General features: G+C 72.0%; 13 protein-coding genes. 7 read left to right on the plus strand and 6 right to left on the minus strand.

Translation table 11 applies throughout. From position 1 onward, the window contains the following. Positions 1-66 precede the first annotated feature (66 nt). Both AAW13_RS25045 and AAW13_RS25050 read left to right on the plus strand, forming a co-directional pair. Positions 67-819 (plus strand): MBL fold metallo-hydrolase, encoded by a 753-nt coding sequence (locus tag AAW13_RS25045; RefSeq protein ID WP_046727465.1) that lies wholly within the window; start codon positions 67-69, stop codon positions 817-819. A 10-nt stretch (positions 820-829) separates the two neighbouring features. Continuing rightward, entirely contained in the window at positions 830-2,065 is a 1,236-nt protein-coding gene (locus AAW13_RS25050) for a DUF4032 domain-containing protein (protein WP_046727464.1), read from the plus strand. Between the two features lie 36 nt (positions 2,066-2,101). Here the strand turns inward: AAW13_RS25050 and AAW13_RS25055 are convergent, their stop codons facing one another. Next, complete coding sequence (locus AAW13_RS25055) at positions 2,102-2,971, minus strand: universal stress protein (RefSeq protein WP_046727463.1); 870 nt, start codon at positions 2,969-2,971, stop codon at positions 2,102-2,104. Positions 2,972-3,161: 190 nt separating this feature from the next. On the opposite strand from AAW13_RS25055, the gene AAW13_RS25060 reads away from it, so the two are divergent. Genes AAW13_RS25060 through AAW13_RS25070 form a run of 3 tightly spaced genes read left to right on the plus strand, consistent with a single transcriptional unit; the run spans position 3,162 to position 6,648 of the window. Beyond that, positions 3,162-4,838, plus strand: a complete 1,677-nt coding sequence (locus tag AAW13_RS25060) for an NAD(P)/FAD-dependent oxidoreductase (RefSeq protein ID WP_046727462.1) — start codon at positions 3,162-3,164, stop codon at positions 4,836-4,838. After that, the gene (locus AAW13_RS25065; RefSeq protein WP_046727461.1) at positions 4,835-6,298 is read left to right on the plus strand and encodes an ATP-binding protein; all 1,464 of its coding nucleotides are present in this window, start codon (positions 4,835-4,837) and stop codon (positions 6,296-6,298) included. The genes AAW13_RS25060 and AAW13_RS25065 overlap by 4 nt, the downstream gene beginning before the upstream one ends. Next, complete coding sequence (locus AAW13_RS25070) at positions 6,295-6,648, plus strand: UBP-type zinc finger domain-containing protein (protein WP_046727460.1); 354 nt, start codon at positions 6,295-6,297, stop codon at positions 6,646-6,648. The genes AAW13_RS25065 and AAW13_RS25070 overlap by 4 nt, the downstream gene beginning before the upstream one ends. An 89-nt stretch (positions 6,649-6,737) precedes the next feature. On the opposite strand, the gene AAW13_RS25075 is transcribed toward AAW13_RS25070, so the two are convergent. From AAW13_RS25075 to AAW13_RS25095, 5 genes are all read right to left on the minus strand, one after another. Next, positions 6,738-7,967 carry an SGNH/GDSL hydrolase family protein gene (locus AAW13_RS25075; protein ID WP_046727459.1) on the minus strand — a complete coding sequence of 410 codons (1,230 nt, stop codon included), beginning with the start codon at positions 7,965-7,967 and terminating at the stop codon, positions 6,738-6,740. Further along, positions 7,964-10,309, minus strand: coding sequence for a glycosyl hydrolase family 95 catalytic domain-containing protein (locus AAW13_RS25080; RefSeq protein ID WP_046727458.1), 2,346 nt, complete (start codon positions 10,307-10,309; stop codon positions 7,964-7,966). Before AAW13_RS25080 ends, AAW13_RS25075 begins: the two co-directional genes overlap by 4 nt. A 135-nt stretch (positions 10,310-10,444) precedes the next feature. After that, entirely contained in the window at positions 10,445-12,265 is a 1,821-nt protein-coding gene (locus tag AAW13_RS25085) for an alpha-galactosidase D (RefSeq protein ID WP_046727457.1), read from the minus strand. 30 nt (positions 12,266-12,295) lie between these two features. After that, a complete protein-coding gene (locus AAW13_RS25090; RefSeq protein ID WP_046727456.1) occupies positions 12,296-13,480 on the minus strand; it encodes an ROK family transcriptional regulator in 1,185 nt (394 codons plus the stop codon). A gap of 220 nt (positions 13,481-13,700) precedes the next feature. Next, on the minus strand, positions 13,701-15,452 hold the full coding sequence (locus tag AAW13_RS25095; protein ID WP_240528729.1) for a M4 family metallopeptidase: 1,752 nt from the start codon (positions 15,450-15,452) through the stop codon (positions 13,701-13,703). A gap of 333 nt (positions 15,453-15,785) precedes the next feature. Here AAW13_RS25095 and AAW13_RS25100 point away from each other — a divergent pair, with 333 nt between their 5' ends. Together AAW13_RS25100 and AAW13_RS25105 are read left to right on the plus strand one after the other, a co-directional pair. Beyond that, positions 15,786-17,012 (plus strand): serine hydrolase domain-containing protein, encoded by a 1,227-nt coding sequence (locus tag AAW13_RS25100; protein ID WP_046727454.1) that lies wholly within the window; start codon positions 15,786-15,788, stop codon positions 17,010-17,012. A 102-nt stretch (positions 17,013-17,114) separates the two neighbouring features. Next, the gene (locus AAW13_RS25105; RefSeq protein WP_046727453.1) at positions 17,115-18,464 is read left to right on the plus strand and encodes a CAP domain-containing protein; all 1,350 of its coding nucleotides are present in this window, start codon (positions 17,115-17,117) and stop codon (positions 18,462-18,464) included. Positions 18,465-18,471 lie beyond the last annotated feature (7 nt).

An 18,471-nucleotide genomic window follows, 5' to 3' on the forward strand; every position in this document is an offset into this window, starting at 1 on the left:
GGACACCGGCATGTGGTTGGCTGTCCTCCGTTTCGATCTGCACGTACGGGCAAGGCCGGGGAGATCATGCGGGCTGAGGTACACGAAGTCGCCGGAGGCACTTACCTGGTGCACGGCAGCCACACCAACTGGGTGATCCTCAAGGACGGGGACGCCGTCACACTGGTGGACACCGGCTACCCCGGGGACCGGGAGGGGCTGCTCGGTTCCCTCGCCGAGGTGGGCGGTTCACCGGAGGCGGTGACGGCCGTACTGATCACCCACGCGCACAACGACCACCTCGGCTCGGCCGAGTACCTGCGCGACACCCACGGCGTGCCGGTCTACCTGCACGAGGCCGAAGTGCCGCACGCGCGGCGGGACTACCTCCAGCAGGTCGCCGTCGGTGACGTGCTGAGGAACGCCTGGCGCCCGGGTGTGGTGCCCTGGCTGGTACACGTGCTGCGGGTCGGCGGCACCGAGCAGCACCCGGTCACCGCGCCCGAGGCGTTCCCGGCCGCCGTGGGCGCCCCGCTCGACCTGCCGGGCCGGCCGGTCCCGGTGCACACACCGGGCCACACCGACGGGCACACCGTCTACCACCTGCCCGAGGCCGGGATCGTGATCTCCGGGGACGCCCTGGTCAGCGGCCACCGCACCTCGCGCGTCCAGGGCCCGCAACTGCTGCCCGACATGTTCCACCACGAGCGCGCCCGCGCGGTGGCCTCCCTCGACCTCATCGCCGCGCTCGACGCCGACGCGCTGCTGCCCGGCCACGGCCCGCTGCACCGGGGGTCCGTGAAGGCGGCCGCCCAGCAGGCCCGCGACCGCGCCGTCTAAGGTTTCGGCCATGGCATTGCAGATCAGCGCCACCAACCCGGAGCACCCCGCACTCCTGCTGGAACTCCCCTGGGACGTCCCGTTGGAGGAGTGGCCCGAGGAGTACCTCGTGCCGCTCCCCCGAGGCATCTCCCGGCACGTGGTGCGCTACGCCCGCGCGGGCGACGAGGTCATCGCGGTGAAGGAGCTGGCGGAGCGCCCGGCGCTGCGCGAGTACGAGCTGCTGCGTGACCTGGACCGGCTCACGATCCCCGCGGTCGACCCGCTGGCGGTGATCACGGGCCGCACCGACCCGGCGGGCGAACCGCTGGAGTCGGTGCTGGTCACCCGGCACCTCGGCGGATCGATGCCGTACCGCTCGATGTTCGAGACGACCATGCGGCCGGCCACCATGCACCGTCTCATGGACGCCCTCGCCGTGCTGCTGGTCCGCCTGCACCTGGCCGGGTTCGCCTGGGGCGACTGCTCACTGTCCAACACCCTGTTCCGGCGGGACGCGGGGGCTTACGCGGCGTACCTGGTGGACGCCGAGACCGGCGACCTGCACCCGCAGCTCAGCAACGGGCAGCGCGAGTACGACCTCGACCTGGCCCGGGTCAACATCAGCGGGGAACTGCTCGATCTGGAGGCGTCGGGGGCGCTGCACCCGTCGCTGGACCCGATCGAGTTCGGCTTCGAGATCTGCACCCGGTACGGCGAGCTGTGGGAGGAGCTGACCCGGACCTCGGTGTACCCGGCGGGCAAGTACCAGTACATCGAGCGCCGGATCAGGCGGCTCAACGATCTCGGGTTCGACGTCGCCGAGATGCAGATCGAGCACTCCTCCAACGGCGACAGCGTCACCTTCGTGCCGAAGGTCGTCGACGCCGGGCACCACCAGCGCCAGCTGCTGCGGCTGACCGGCCTGGACGCCGAGGAGAACCAGGCGCGGCGGCTGCTCAACGACCTGGAGAGCTGGATGGCCACCCAGGACGACTACGCCCCGGGCGACCCCCTGGCCGCCCGTCCCGAGGTACTGGCCCACCGGTGGGTGCGGGACGTCTTCCGCCCCACCGTGCGGGCGGTGCCGCTGGAGCTGCGCGGCTCCATGGACCCGGCGGAGATCTACCACGAACTGCTGGAGCACCGCTGGTACCTGTCCGAGCGGGCACAGCACGACATCGGCCTGGACAACGCGGTCGAGGACTACATCGAGAACGTGCTGCCCAAGGCACGGGAGACCCTGGAGCCGGTCACCCCGGAGTGAACCCCGGAGTGAACCCCGGATGAGCCGCCACGGAGGTCAGTCGTGCGGCACCACGGCCACCGGGCAGTCGGCGTGGTGCAGCACGCCGTGCGCGACCGAGCCGATGCGCGCGCCGACCGCCGTCCGGTGGGCGCGCCGGCCCACGACCATCAGCTGGGCACGGGCGGCCACCGAGAGCAGTACCTGTCCGGCGCTGCCCATCTCCACGTGCTCGGCCACCGGCACCGCCGGGAACCGCTCCCGCACCGGCCGCACCGCGTCGGCCAGCGCCTTCTTCTCGTACGGTTCCAGGCCGCCGGCCTCGTCCAGCAGCTTCATCGAACCCGGGCTGTAGGCGAAGACGGGCGGCAGGGTCCAGGCCCGGACGACGCGGACCGAGGCTCCCCGGGCCGCCGCCGTCCCGAAGGCGAACTCCAGCACCGCCGCGCTGTCCTCGGGCCCGCCCTGCTGACCCACGACGACCTCCCGGCCGGCGGCCTCCGCGGTCGGCCGGTCCCCGGCGCGCACCAAGACGACCGGGCCGGCGGCCCCGGCGATCACCTGCTGGCCGACGGAGCCCAGCAGGAACCCGACGACCGGCCCGTGCCCGCGCGAGCCCAGCGCCAGCAGCTCGGCCCCGGCGACCGCGTCCACGAGCACCTCGACCGGGCCGCCCTCCACCACGTCGACGCTCACCGAGAGGTCCGGATACCGGCCGGTGACGGCCCGCACCGACTCGGCCACGCCGTCCGACACCCACCCGCGCTGGGCCTCCCGGTCACCGCCCAGCGCCTCGTGCTCCTCGTACCGCCAGGCGTGCACCACGCGCAGCGGCAGCTCCCGGCGGACCGCCTCCCGGGCGGCCCAGTCCAGAGCCGCGAGGCTCTCCTCCGTACCGTCGACCCCTGCCGTGATCGGGCGTGTCATGCACCGGCCTCCTCGTCGGTTCCGCGTGTGCGTGATCAGTCTTCCGCACGGACGGATGCCCGCTGTGCACCGGTGTACAAGAGCGGTTCCCGTCGATCGAACATACGATGGGCGGGAACCGGTGCGGTGGCCGCGCTCCTGCTGGAGGGGCCGCCGTCCCGTGGAAGCAACGGCTCGGGGTGGGAGACGTATGGCACAGGCTGCCGACGCGGCACGGACCGTCATCATGACCGTGGACGACGACCCGGGGGTCTCCCGTGCCGTCGCCCGGGACCTGCGGCGCCGCTACGGCGCGTCGTACCGGATCGTGCGCGCGGAGTCCGGCGACTCGGCGCTGGAGGCGCTGCGGGAGCTGAAACTCCGCGGTGACCTGGTGGCGGTGATCCTGGCCGACTACCGGATGCCGCAGATGAACGGCATCGAGTTCCTCGAACAGGCGCTGGACGTGTATCCGGGCGCCCGGCGGGTGCTGCTGACCGCGTACGCCGACACCAACGCGGCCATCGACGCGATCAACGTGGTCGATCTCGACCACTACCTGCTCAAGCCCTGGGACCCGCCCGAGGAGAAGCTCTACCCGGTCCTGGACGATCTGCTGGACGCCTGGCGGGCCAGCGACTACAAGCCGGTGCCGGCCACCAAGGTCGTCGGGCACCGCTGGTCGGCGCGTTCGTCGGACGTGCGGGAGTTCCTGGCCCGCAACCAGGTGCCGTACCGCTGGTACTCGGTCGAGGAACCGGAGGGACAGCGCCTGCTGGCGGCCGCCGAGGCCGACGGGCAGCGGCTGCCGCTGGTGATCACGCCGGACGGGACCCCCCTGATCGAACCCGAGGCGCCCGAACTGGCCGCCAAGGTGGGACTGGCGACCACGCCCACCGCGGACTTCTACGACCTGGTGGTCATCGGCGGTGGCCCGGCCGGTCTGGGCGCGGCGGTCTACGGGGCGTCGGAGGGGCTGCGGACGGTGCTCGTGGAGCGCGCGGCGACCGGCGGGCAGGCCGGGCAGAGCTCCCGGATCGAGAACTACCTCGGCTTCCCGGACGGGGTGTCGGGGGCCCAGCTCACCGACCGGGCCAGGCGGCAGGCCGCCAAGTTCGGCGCGGAGGTGCTGACCGCCCGCGAGGTGACCGCGCTGGAGGTCAACGGGGCCGCGCGGGTGGTGCGGTTCGCGGACGGCTCGGCGATCGCGGCGCACAGTGTGATCCTGGCGACCGGAGTGCAGTACCGGCAGCTGGAGGCGGAGGGCTGCGTCGGCCTGACCGGCTGCGGGGTGTTCTACGGCTCCGCGCTCACCGAGGCCACCTCCTGCCAGGGGCAGGACGTGTACGTCGTGGGCGGTGCCAACTCGGCCGGCCAGGCGGCGATGTACCTGTCCAGGTTCGCCAAGTCGGTGACGCTGCTGGTGCGCGGTGCGGACCTGTCGGCCTCGATGTCGTACTACCTGATCCAGCAGATCAACGAGGCCCCGAACATCTCGGTCCGCAGTGACACGGTGGTCGAGGCCGCGCACGGCGCGGAGCGGCTGGAGCAGCTCACCCTGCGCCATGTGCACAGCGGCGACCGGGAACAGGTGGACGCCCAGTGGATGTTCGTGTTCATCGGGGCGGCTCCGCTGACCGACTGGCTCGGTGACACGGTGCTGCGCGACGGGCGCGGGTTCATCCTGGCCGGACCGGACCTGACCGTCGACGGGACGCCGCCGGCCGGCTGGGAGCTGAACCGGCCGCCGTACCACCTGGAGACCAGCATTCCCGGCGTGTTCGTGGCGGGCGACGCACGGGCCGAGTCCGCCAAGCGTGTCGCGTCCGCCGTCGGAGAGGGAGCCATGGCAGTGATGCTCGTCCACCGGTATCTGGAGCAGTCATGAGCGGGCAGTTGATGCCGTGCAGCGCGACGGAGATCGGGTCGCTGTTCCTGTTCGAGAAGCTGGAGCCGGAGCAGCTCGGGCGGCTGTGCGCGGCCGGCCGGGTGGAGCTGTTCCAGCCGGGTCCCGTCTACACCGAGGGTGATCCCGCGACCTGCTTCTACGTGATGGTCCAGGGCACGGTGGTGCTCTCCCGGCGGGTCGCCGGGGACGACATCGAGGTCACCAGGACCTCGCAGCCCGGGGTGTACGCGGGCGCCATGCAGGCGTACCTCGGGGACCGGGTGCGGCAGGCGTACAACAACTCGATGCGGGTGACCGAGCCGACGCGGTTCTTCGTGCTGCCGGCGGACACCTTCGCGGAGATCATGCAGGACTGGTTCCCGATGGCCGTGCACCTGCTGGAGGGCCTGTTCTTCGGTTCGAAGAACACCCAGGCTGCGATCGGCCAGCGGGAACGGCTGCTGGCGCTGGGCTCGTTGTCGGCCGGGCTCACCCATGAGCTCAACAACCCGGCCGCGGCGGCCGTACGGGCGACGTCCACGCTGCGCGAGCGGGTGGCGAAGATGCGGCACAAGCTCGCGGTGATCGCCGAAGGGCCTTTCTCCCGGGAGCAGTTGGCCGGTCTGATCGAGATCCAGGAGCGCACCGCCGAGCGGGTCGCCAAGGCTCCCTCGCTCAGCCCGCTGGAGGCCTCCGACCGCGAGGACGTCCTCTCCGACTGGCTCGACGACCACGGCATGGACAACGGCTGGCAGCTCGCGCCGATCTTCGTGCAGGCGGGTCTCGACGTCGACTGGCTGGAGCAGGTGGCCGCGGCCGTGGACGACGAGATCTTCCCCAACGCGGTCGGCTGGCTCAACTACACCATCGAGACCGAGCTGTTGATGAACGAGATCGACGACTCCACGACCCGGATCTCGCATCTCGTCGACGCCGCCAAGCAGTACAGCCAGCTGGACCGGGCGCCGTACCGGGAGGTGGACGTGCACGAACTCCTCGACAGCACCCTGCTGATGCTGTCCGGGAAGATCGGGCAGGACATCCGGGTGGTCAAGGAGTACGACCGGACGCTCCCGTCCGTCCCCGCCTATCCCGCCGAGCTCAACCAGGTGTGGACCAACCTCATCGACAACGCGGTCTGCGCGATGCGGGACGGCGACGGCGGGCCGGGCGGCACGCTGACCGTGCGGACCGCGCTCGACCACGAGCAGCTGCTGGTGGAGTTCGGGGACACCGGGAGCGGGATCGCCCCGGACATCAAGGACCGGATCTTCGATCCGTTCTTCACGACGAAACCGGTGGGCCAGGGCACGGGCCTCGGCCTGGACATCTCCTGGCGGATCGTCGTGAACAAGCATCACGGCAGCATGCGGGTGGAGTCGGTGCCCGGGGACACCCGCTTCCAGGTGCTGCTTCCCCTGACCGCCGAAGCACCCGAGTCATCTGAGGAGACGGTATGAGCGGCGACACCGCGATCGACCCGGAGGTTCCGCCGAGCGGTGCCGGGTGCGTGGAGTGCGACAAGGCGGGCGGCTGGTGGTTCCACCTGCGGCGGTGCACGCAGTGCGGGCACATCGGCTGCTGCGACGACTCGCCCTCGAAACACGCGACCGCGCACTTCCGGGAGACCGGACACCCGTTGATCCGCAGCTACGAGCCGGGCGAGGGCTGGTTCTGGAACTTCGAGTCGGGCGAACTGTACGAGTCCGGACCGGACCTGGCGCCGCCGACGAGCCACCCGGCGGACCAGTCCGTGCCGGGTCCGGCGGACCGGGTACCGGAGGACTGGGCCCGGACGCTGCGGGGCTGAGCGCCCGGGGCTGAACACCGGGCCCGGGGCAGCCGCTTGACCGCGCACCCCGGAACCGACGGTTCCGGGGTGCGCGGGTGCGAGGGGGATCACCCGTCGCAGTCGAGGCTCGCCAGGTCGACGGCGTCGGCCATGGCCTGCATTCCCTTGTCGTTGGGGTGGATGTGGTCGCCGCTGTCGAGGAACGGCAGCATCCGCGCCTGGTCGTAGGGGCTGCGCAGGATCCGGTCGAAGTCGGTGACCGCGTCGACCTCCCCGCTGGTGCGGATGTACTGGTTGACCTCCTGGCGGACGGCCTCCCCGGCCTGGTCCCACTCCGGCCAGCCCTCGAAGGGCCCGACGGTCGAGGCGACCACGCACTTGCCGGCCGCGTGCGCCCGCCGGACGATCTCGCGGTACCCGGCGATCAGGTCGGCCGCGGTGACCCCGGTGTGCGCCTTGATGTCGTTGACCCCCTCGAAGAGGAAGACGGTACGCACCCCGGGCTGGCTCAGCACGTCGCGGTCCAGCCGGTGCAGGGCGGCCTGCCCGGCGCCGTCCGCGAGGACCTGGTTCCCGGAGATGCCCTCGTCGGCGACGCCCTTGACCTCGGTGTGCGCCTTCTGGAGCCGGCGGGCGAGGTAGTCGGGCCAGCGGCGGTTGAGGTCGGTGGTGGACGCCCAGCCGTCGGTGATGGAGTCACCGAGCGCCACCACGGCCCCGGTGGCCGGGTCCGACGGCCGTACCGAGACCGAGTCCAGGTACCACCAGGAACCGGTGGTCTCGGTCCAGTCGGCGGCGCTCTCCTCGGCCGTGTGGTCGCCCTGGGTGACGTAGGAGGTCTGCATGGCCATCCCGTGGCCGGTGGCCGGACCGGCCGCGTCCGGGCTGTGCAGGCTGACGACCAGGTCGCTGCCGGCCGGCAGGCTGCCGGGCAGCGGGTCGCTCCAGGCGGTGGCGCCCGCCGGCACGGTGACCGTGCGGGCGCCGTCGAAGGTGAGCCGCCTGTTGCTGCCCGGCTCCAGGGCGGCGCCCTGGCGCTCCAGACCGGCGTAGACGCTGTCCAGGGTCAGCGGCCGGTCGCCGAAGGCGTTCGAGAGCCGTACCCGCAGGCCGCTGCCGGCGGCGCTGGTGTGCACGACCAGCCGGTAGCCGCGGTCGGCGGTGCCCTGGCCCATCCGGTCTGCGGCGGCCCCCCAGGTGACGACGTCGTGCCGGGCCGCAGCGCCCTGAGCCGGAGGTTTCGACGCGGGGGTCGCCCGGGCGGGCCCGGTCTGACAGGCGACGGACGTGAGCAGGACGGCGGTGAGGGCGACGGCCCGCGCGAACCGGCCGGTCACCGCGCGAAGTCCCGCAACGTGACGGACTGGCCGGGACGCAGCGTGACCGTCCGTGCGGTGTTTCCGTGGACGACCGTGGTGGTACGGCCGCCGACGCTGCGGATCCGGGCCTCGGTGGGCCTGCCGTCGCGCCAGCTCAGGTCGACGACGAAGCCGCCGCGGGCGCCCGCGCCGGTGACCTGGCCGGAGGCGGCCCAGGCGGCGGGGAGGGCCGGCAGGAGCTCCAGGTGGCCGGGCCGGGAGTACAGCAGCATCTCCAGGACGGCGGCCGGGGTGCCGAAGTTCGCGTCGATCTGGAAGATGCCCCGGCCCCCTCCCATGTCCATGATGTCGAAGAGGTTCGACGCGCTGCCGTTGCTGCCGTTCGCCGACGGCTTCAGGTTGTTGACGACGAGCTGGTAGGCCTTCTCCCCGTTCTTCAGCCGGGCCCAGCACAGGCTGCGCCAGGCGTTGGACCAGCCGTAGCTGTCCATGCCGCGGGCGGTCAGGAGGGCCGTCGCGCCGTCGAGGATGTCCTTGGGCGTGGAGCCGTCCGGGCGGATCCGGTCGCCGGGGAAGAGGTTGATCAGCGGCGAGAGGTGGCGGTGGGTGGTCTCGCCGAGGTTGTCCGGGGACATCCACTCCTCCAGCCAGCCGGTCTTGGGGCTCACCACCGGCAGGTAGAGGCGGTCCCGGAGCTTGCCGACGGCGCCCGCGTATCCAGCATCCCTCTTCAGCTCGGCGGCCGCAGCGCGGAAGTTCCCGAACAGGATCCACACGAGTTCCTGGGCGTAGGTGATGCCCTTGGCGTCCAGCGGCCCCTGTTCCGGCGACCAGTCGCTGTCCGCGATCAGCACCTCCCTGCCGTCGTCCAGGGTGGTGGTGAGCAGCCGCGCCTCCCAGAACTCGCAGGCGCCCTTGAGGAGGGGGTAGATCTTCTCCAGGTGGGCGCGGGATCCGGTGAACTCGTAGTGCTCCCACAGGCTCTGGCACAGCCAGGCGTTGCCCGCCGGGTGCCACCACCAGCCACCGCCGCCGAACGGGTTGGTGGAGATGGCGATGGTCCAGCCGGCCACCTTGCCCCGGGAGTTGCGGTAGCGGTTGCGGGAGTCCTGGAAGAGCCGCCGGGTGGTGTCCGTCCAGGACGGCAGCTGGTCGACGCAGTAGTCGGTGAAGGCGTCGAAGCACTGCGACAGGCCCAGCCGGTCGGCCATCCAGTAGTTCATCTGGAGGTTGATGTCGGTGTGGTAGTCGCCCATCCAGTCCGGGTCGTTGCCGTCCAGCCAGAGTCCCTGGAGGCCCGTCGGCAGACTGTCGCGCGATCCCGCGATCATCAGGTACCGGCCGAACTGGGCGTAGGTGGCCTCGAGTTCGGGGTCGGGGTCGCCGGTGGCGGCGCGGGCCTGGACGCGCGCCCAGGTGTCCAGCTCCCGCTGCTCGGCGGTGGACCTGCCGAGGGACAGGTCGAACTGGCCGAACAGGGCGCGGTGGTCGGCGGCGTGGGTGCGCAGCAGCGAGTCGGCCGAGTGCCGGGCGGCGGCCCTGGCCTTGCCGCGGGCCAGCGCCAGCGGGTCGAGGGACGGGTCGCGGTAGCCGGCGGCCGCGTCCGGCGCGTAGTCGGTGCCGCCGCTGAGGACGACGGTCAGCTCCCGGCAGTCGGTGAAGCTGATGTGCGAACCGCTCACCCGGACGCTGCCGCCGGTGCCGTACGCCTTGACCGCGGCACCGTACCTGAGCCCGTTGGCGAAGGACCCGGCGAACGACTCGGCGGTGCCGCCGGTCTCCCCATGGGTGCCCTCCAGGGTGACGGTGCCGGTGTAGCGCCCGCCGCCGTCCTGGCCGAGGTGCAGCACGATCACGTCGTCCGGGCGGCTGGCGAACACCTGCCGCCGGTACGTCACCCCGGAGCGGACGTACGACGCCTCGACCACGCCGTTGTCGAGGTCGAGGGTACGGCGGTAGTCGGAGACGGCGCCCAGGTCGTGGTCCGGGATCTCCACGGTGAGCCGGGCGAGCAGGGTCAGCGAGCCGAAGTCGGCCCTGCCGTAGGGGAACTGGCCGTCGGAGTCGAGGGTGTCGTTGAGCCCGCCGGTCCACAGGGTGGCGTCGGTGACGAGGAGGAGCTCACGCCCGGAGTCGTTGCCCGCTAGGGCGCCGAGCCGGCCGTTGCCGACCGGCAGACCCTGCGTGATCATCGACCCGTCGTCGGCGGGCGCCTGCCACCAGAGCCGGTGCCGGGGCGCGGCGAGTGGTTCGGTGGAGCGCTGCGGGGCGGCGGAGGCACTGAAGGAGGGAAGCCCGGCGAGAGCGCCGGTGGCCGCGGCGAGAGCGAGGAAGTGCCGTCTGCTGGGATGGTTTTCCATGGGTTCCAATCCAACGTCCGAGGAGAAGCGCCCGTCAGGGGCGCTGGGGGTGCCCCCGGCCGGAGGCTGGGGGAGGAACTGCGCGACCAGCCCCCACCGGCCCGCAGTTCCCGGACTACGCACTCACCCAGGTCACTACCGGGGCGACTTCGGCACGTCGATCCGGTCGACGTCCGGCGCGTACCCCGACCCGCTGTCGAAGCTGATCGTGTTGGCACCGGCCTTCAGGGTCACCGGGACACTCACGGTCGAAACCGTCCCCCAGTCCCCGGTCGAGGGGAACTTGTGACCGGTCCCGTTCCCGGAGTTGGCCGAGACGGTGGCCGACCGGGAGTCACCGCTGATGTACGCGATCTTGACCAGGTACGTGCCGGCCTTGTCGACGACGACGTCGTTGAAGGTGAGCTTGCCGCCCTGGTAGAGGTTGCCGACCTTCTTCTGCCCGGAGCAGGCGTCGCACCCGGCGACGGAGGCGTTGCCGCCGAGGGTGTTGCCGCTCGCCTCGGCCTCGTACCCGGTCGACGCCAGCGCGCTGCCCTTCGGCGTCACGGTGAACAGCCGCGAGCCGTGGGCCGGCAGCGCCTCGGTGATCTTGTTCTGGAAGCTGCCCAGGTTCTCGTGGTTCCACAGGTCGCGCACCGAGGCCTTGCCGGTGAAGCCCAGCGCCGTCCAGTCGGCCGTGACCGCCGAGGGCGAGCCGGCGAGATTGAACAGGGCGACCGTGTACGTGCCGTCGGCGTTCTTCGCGGCCCAGACCTGCTGCGGGTCGGACGGGGTGACCGGCCGGGCCGGCGGGTTGTCGCTCTGGTCGATGCCGATGACCTCGCGGTTGGTGAGCAGCGAGAGACCGTAGTCGTCGAGCTTGGTCATGTCGTCGCCGGTGAACAGCGGGGACTTGGCGATGGCCCACAGGGTGGCGTAGCTCTGCCGTTCGGCCTTGGTGAGGCCGTCCATCGCGCCGTTGCCGACGTCGAGGGAGTCGAGGTCGTTCCAGCCGCCGGGGCCCGCCTTGCCGGTCCAGGCCGGGGTGTCGTCCCAGCGGTCGTCGACCGAGTTCTCCCAGCTGACCAGGGTGTTGCAGTAGCACTCGACGTCGGTGTCGATGCGCCAGCCGTTGGTGTACTTCTGCCAGTCGGCGGCGTGCCCGTAGTCCAGGGACCAGGAGGCCTCCAGGTGGATCGGGCGGCCGGTGCCGGCGATCGCCTTGTGCCAGGCGGCGACGTCGGCGACGTTGTCGTACTGGTCGCCGCTCTTGCCCGAGCCGGGGCCGACGCCGTCGAGCTTGAGGAAGTCATAGCCCCAGCCGGCTATCAACTGTGCCTGGGAGTCTATGTACTTCTGCGCGCACGGCCGGTCGAAGTCGATCTTGTAGGAGCTGTCCCAGCCGTTGGTGGTGCGCAGGTCCGGGTAGACGATGTCGGCGGTGGTGCAGCCCTCGGCGTTCCAGACGGGGGTCTTCCCGTCGCCGTAGGCGCCCTTCTCCAGGCCGGCCGGCAGGTAGATGCCGGCCTTCAGGCCCTTGGCGTGGATGCGGTCGGCGACGGCCTTCATGCCGCTGGGGAAGCGGGCCGGGTCGGCCTTCTGACGGCCGTACTCGTCGTAGCCCTGCTTCCAGTTCCAGTCCATCCACCAGCCGGCGTCGATGTTGACGTGGTCGTAGCCGTACTGCTTCAGCTTGCTCGCCAGGGCGTCGGTCTGCTTGAGGACGTTGGCCTCGGTGAGGTAGCTGTAGTCGCCCTTGTCGTTGAGACCGGGGTACTTGGAGGACTGCATGCTCCAACTGGACCAGCCCATGTAGGGCTTGGCTGCGATCGGGGCGGAGGCCTGGGCGGGGGCCTGGGCCGGGCTCTGGGCCTCGGCGGCGGGCACCGCGGACGCGAAGGCCGCGGTCAGCGCCAGTACGAGGACGGTTCTCAGCCCGCGTGCGGGCAGGACGGAGTGTGCAGGTGACCGCATGGGCCCTCCTGGTTCGGGGTCTTGGGCGGCTCAGCCCTGAGGGGTGGGAGAGGACGTGATGAAGGACTGGATCGCGGCGGCCGCGGCCCCGCGGGCCCACTCCTCGAAGGCGAGTGGGCGGGTCTGTACGTCGCACCGCGCGGCGGAGCCGAAGGCCGCCGCGGTGAACGAGTCGAGGATGTGCTCGGCGAAGAGGTCGTAGGCGGCGAGTCCCTCGCCCGAGATGATCACGCGTTCCGGGCCGAAGAGGTTGGCCACGGTCGCGATGCCCCGGCCGATGGCGTCGCCGGCCGCGGCGTACACCTCGCGGGCTCCGGCGACGCCTTCGTGGGCGAGGGCGGCCGCCTCGGCGGCGACGGCGACCGGGCGGCCCGTCACCTCCCGCATGCGGGAGACGATCGCGGCGTCCCCGGCGATCGCCTCCACGCAGCCGCGGTTGCCGCAGTGGCAGAGCGGTCCGGCCGGGTCGACGGCCACGTGCCCGATCTCCCCCGCCACCCCGTGCGCGCCCGCGACCACCCGGCCGTGGACGACCAGCCCGCAGCCGATGCCCGCGCCGACGGTCACCACGGCGAAGTCGGAGAGCCCGACCCCGGCGCCGAACCACTGCTCGGCGACGGTCAGGGCGCGCACGTCGTTGTCGACGACGACCGGCAGTCCGGTGGTCGTCGCGACGAGTTCGGCGAGGGCCACGTCGCGCCAGTCAAGGAAGGGCGAGTAGCGGACGACCCCTTCGGCGCGGTCCACGTCGCCGGAGACGGCGATGCCGAGGCCGAGCACGGGGGCGCCGAAGTCCTCGGCCTCGGCACGCAGTTCGTGGGTGAGTTCGGCGACGGAGGTCAGGACGGCCTTGGCGGCACGGTCGGTGACGGGGAGCCGGCGGGCCAGCCTGATCCGGCAGCAGAGGTCGGTGAGGACCGCTATGACCTCGTCGCCGGTGACCTTGACACCGATGAACAGCGCGCGTCCACCGTCGACCCGCACCAGGTTGGCGGGGCGCCCGAGGGTGGGCCGGGCCTCGCCGTCGGCGTCCTCGGCCAGGTATCCGGCCGCCAGCAGCGGACGGACGGCCTTGGTCACGGCGGCCGGCGACAGGCCGGCCCGGCGGGCCGCCTCCAGCCGGGTGAGGGGGCCGTGGGACAGCACCGTGGTGAAGATCTGCGAGACGGCCGGCGTATGGGCCGGAAACGTTTCGGCACTGGTGGTGAAGCGCATGGCCGGGAACTTAGGTGGCTTATTTTCCGCTGTCAATAAAAGAAACAGGAATCACCTGAAGGTTGACTGTGAGGTTCCAGTGGCCTTCAAATGGCGGGTGTGGTGGGGGCGTTGACCCGTGTTCCACCTGCCGGTCCGTCACACCTGTCCGCCCGTTCCGCCCGATCCGGGTACCCGCCCCCCCGGCAGGGCACCCGGACCAGCGGTTTCGGCGCGTCCGTCAGTGCCGGGCGGCCGGGGCGTCGGCAGCGGTCACGTTGACCGCGGCCCAGGCCTGGTCGACCGTGCGGTACTCGACGCTGCTCGCGCCGTAGAGGTCCTTGGCCGCCTTCAGCGTCGCCGTCCGGGCGTCGTGGAAGTCGGTCGAGGAGACCATGTACCGGGTCAGGGCGCGGTAGAAGACCGCCGTGGCCTTGGCGCGGCCGATGCCCTTGACCGTGGAGCCGTCGAAGGTGGGCGAGTCGTAGGTGGTGGCGCCGATGGTCTTGCGGCCGCTGCCCTCGGCGAGCAGGTAGAAGGCGTGCGAGGAGACGCCGGAGCCGGCGTGCACCTCGGCGTTCGCCACCTGGGGCGACCAGTAGTCGACGGTGCCTTCGAGGCGGTCGAGCGAGGGGTGGTCGAGACGGCGCAGGAACTTCTGCGCCAGGCCCAGCTTCTCGCCGACGAGGTAGTTCGGCGGGTTCTTCGGGTTGGCGGCGAAGAACTCCACGCCCGAGCCGAAGATGTCGGCGAGCGACTCGTTGAGCGAGCCCGCCTCGCCGTACTGGTTGCCGTCCGAGTCGATCCGGGTCGGCTCCAGCTTCGCGGTGGCGTCCACCACGCCGTGGGTGAGTTCGTGGCCGGTGACGTCCAGGACGACCAGCGGCTTCTTTATCTGGTCGCCGTCCCCGTCGCCGTAGAGCATGCAGCCGCAGGGCGAGTCCCAGAAGGCGTTGCCGACCTTGTCGCCCCAGTGGACCATGGCGCGGGCGGGCTTGGAGTTGTTCGCTATGCCCTTGCGGCCGAAGGTCTTCTTGTAGAAGTCCAGGGTCTCGGTGATGCCGTACTGGGCGTCGGCGGCGGCGCTGCCCCGGCTGGTGGTGGTGCCGTTGCCCCAGCTGTCGGTGGTGCTGGTGAACTTGGCGCCCTTTCCGAAGCTCTCGGTGTCCCTGCCCTTGGCGTCCCGGGTCTCGGTGCCGTACCGGGTCGGGTCCTTGAGCAGGAAGCTCCGGCGGGCGGTCTGCGTGGTGGTGAGCGCGACCTTGCCGACGAAGAGGGACTTCCCGGTGCCGTGCGCGGTCGCCGGGTAGTGGGGCGCCGCGGCGGCGGACGCGCCGGCGAGGGCCTGCGGGCGGGCGCCGGCGCCGGTGGCCGGGTCGAGGGTCTCGCCGCGCCGGCGGAGGGTCTCCAGCACCTTGGGCGAGAGGAACTCGTCACTGTCGGGGGTGTTGCTGCGCACCTTGCCGGTGAGGGCGTCGACGACGACCGTGCTGGAGCCGCCCGCGCCGTCGACCGGCACCTGGTAGGCGAGGGCCGCGGCACCGTCGCGCGCGTCCACCACGAGTGCGGCGGTACCGGCCTCGCCGCCGGCGGCGGAGGCGGCCTTCTCCTCGGCCTGGCGGGCGGTCAGTCGCGCCGCGGTGGTGGCGGGTGCCACGGCGTGGTCGGCCGCGCGGGTGACACCCGTGTAGGCCAATTGACGGGAAAGATGAACGACCAGGTCGCCGCCGAGCACCGGCATCCCCCGGTGGGTCCGTTCGAAGCGGACGTGACGCGCGCCCTCGGGGTCGATCATCACGTCCTGGGCCCGGAGTTCGTCGCCGGCGCCGACACCGGTCGCCGTCGAGTGGGCGAGGGCCGCGGCCCGGGCGGCCGCCGCCACCTGCGCGGTCGTCGTGACGGCGGTCGCCGGGTGCACCCCCGTGCCGGGACCGGCGAAGGCCGTACCGGCCAGGCCCGTGGCGGCCGTCGTCACGGCAACGGCGACCGCCACGCTGCGTATGTGCGCACTACGCACTGGTCAGGGTTCCTTTGTTCGGACGGCGACCGGCGTCACCGGCCGCCGTGCGGCATGGCGCCCTGGGACGCCAAAGGGGCTGGTCGGGCCCCGGACCGCAACCCTTCCGGACGAGTCATGTCCATGTAAAGCGCGGTTCGTCGCTTTTCTTGCGTTTCATGGCAATACTTTGCGAATCCGCCTCGCACAGTGATCGCTGGGCGACCAACTGTGCGTCGGCTGTGGAGATGTGACGGGATGCGAGAAGGTTCCCCGAACCGGATGTGACCCATCTCGCATCGGAGACAGCACTGAGAGGAGCAGGGTCGGATGGTCTCGGCAATGGTCAGCAGAAGCGCGGTGCTCGGAGCGGTGGCCCTGTCACTGCTCGCGGTCCCGGCCCAGGCGGCGCCCATGAGAGCGGGAGCACAGCCGCGGACGGCGGCCGCCCCGCCGGCGCCGGACACCGCGGCGATGGCCGCGGTGCTCCGCTCGGTCGTGGCGAAGGGGGCACCCGGCGCGATGGCCCGTATCGACGACGGCACGAAGGTCTACCGGACGACGCAGGGCGTCGCCGACCGCATGAGCCGACGGGCCATCACCACCAGCGACCGCTTCCGCGTCGGCAGCGTCACCAAGACCTTCTCGGCGGTCGTCCTGCTCCAGTTGGCGGACGAGCACAAGCTCGCCCTGGACGCGCCGGTCAACCGCTACCTGCCGGGGCTGCTCCCGGACGACCGCATCACCGTGCGGCACGTGCTGAGCCACCGCAGCGGACTGTACGACTACACGAACGACATGTTCGCGAGCAGCGTGTCGGGCTTCGAAGCGGTCCGCAACAAGGTCTTCACCTACCGCCAGCTGGTCGACCTCTCCCTTCAGAAGCCGCGCACCAACGCGCCGGGCGCCGCCTACTCGTACTCCAACACCAACTTCGTGGTCGCCGGCCTGCTCATCGAGAAGATCACCGGGCACAGCGTGAAGACCGAGTACGAGAACCGCGTCTTCAAGCCACTGGGGCTGACCGACACCTTCTACGTCCACCCCGGTACGACGATCCCCGGACAGCACGCCAACGGCTACCTCACCGCGGACCGGGCGGGCGCGAAGCCGATCGACGCGACGGAGCAGACCGTGTCCTGGGCGCAGAGCGCGGGCGCCATCATCTCCTCCACCCGCGACCTGAACACCTTCTACTCCGCGCTGGCCGGCGGCAGGCTCACCTCGGCCGCCGGGCTCGCGGAGATGGAGCGCTTCACCCGCGTCAACTCCACCACGTCCTACGGCCTGGGACTGCGCCGCCGCGACCTGTCCTGCGGGATCTCGGTGTACGGCCACACGGGCGCGGTCCAGGGGTACTACACGTACGCCTTCACCACGAAGGACGGCAGGCGCAGCCTCACCGCGGTCGCCAACGCCTCCAACAGTTCCGCCGTGCTCAACCGGCTCGCCGACACGCTGGAGCCGGCGTTCTGCGGCAAGCAGCGGTCCGTGCGGCGCGTCGCCACGCCGCCGGAGCGGGAGGACGTGGCACCGGCCGTGCCGCGGGAGCAGTAGCGCCGGCGCCCGGAGGGAACCTCGCGCCCGGGCCGGACGTTCAACCGGCGACTCCCCCACCGGGCGCGATGTTCGGCCCCTGACCTCAGCAGAGGCGGCGAGATGAGCGAGCTGGTCCCCGGGGGCAACCTGCCCCTCCCGGGCGGCGCGCTGACCCTCCGGGTGCCCGGCCCCTTCGATGTCTCCGCCCTGATCACCGACGAGAGCGGGAAGGTCGGCGGCGACGCCGACTTCGTCTTCTACAACCAGCCGGACGCACCCGGTGTCCGGCTGCGCGGCGACACCCTGACGGTCGAGACGGCCCAGCTGCGCTCCGGCGCCGCGCGGGTCACCCTCACGGTCACCGCCGCCGAGCCCGGCACGGCGCTCGGCGCCCTGCCCGTCTCCACCCTGCACGTCACCGACCGGCTCGGCCGCACGGTGGCCCGGTTCGCCCCGCCGCGCCCGCGCACGGAGACCCTGCTGCTGCTCGCCGAGATATACCGCAGGGGCACCGACTGGAAGCTGCGCGCGGTGGGGCAGGGATACGCCGACGGACTGGCGGGTCTGGCCCGGGACTTCGGGGTGGACGTCGTCGAGGACCGGCAGCCGCGGCGCCCGGCCGGCTTCCGCGCCGCCATCCCCGCGCAGCGCACGGCGGCCGCGCCGGCCCGCCCCTCGGCCGCCGCCCTGCCCGATCCGGACGGTCTGCTGGGCCTGGTCAACTCCGCCCGGGCCCGGGCCGGCAGGCCGCCGGTGGCGCCCGACGCCCGGCTGGTCTCGGCGGCCCGCGCGCACGCCGGCGCGATGGCCGAGGCCGGCGAACTGGCCACGGAGAGCCGCGACGGCGTCTCCGTGCACCAGCGGATCAGCCGCACCGGCTTCGCCTACGTCACGGTGGGCGAGCACCTGGTGTCCGGTCCCCGCACCCCGGCCGAGTTCGTCGACCACTGCCTGGCCGCCGGGGACGCCCGGCGCACCCTGCTCGACCCGGCCTTCACCCACGCCGGCCTGGCGTACGCCCGCGACCCGCGCGGCGGGGACACCTACTGGACCGCGCTGTGGGCCAGACCCCTGACCGGGGCCGAACTGGCCCGCACCCGCGCCGAGGTCGTGGAGCTCACCAACCGGGAGCGCGCCCGGGCCGGGCTCCGGCCGCTCGCGGAGGATCCGCTGCTGGCGGCCGCCGCGCAGGCGTACAGCACCGACATGGCGACCCGCGACTTCTACTCGCACACCTCCCCGGAGGGCACCCGGCCCTGGGACCGGGCGGCCGCCGCGGGCTCCCGGCGGCGCACCATCGGCGAGAACATCGCGTGCGGCCAGCGTTCCGCGGCCGAGGTGGTGGAGGGCTGGATGAACAGCCCCGGCCACCGGGCCAACATCCTGAAAGCGGACTTCACCCACCTGGGCACCGGCTTCGCCGGCGGCGGCCGGGCGGCCACCTACTGGACCCAGCTGTTCGGTGCCTGAACCGGTA

It is taken from the genome of Streptomyces humi (assembly GCF_001005085.2).
Classification (GTDB): Bacteria; Actinomycetota; Actinomycetes; order Streptomycetales; family Streptomycetaceae; genus Streptomyces; species Streptomyces humi.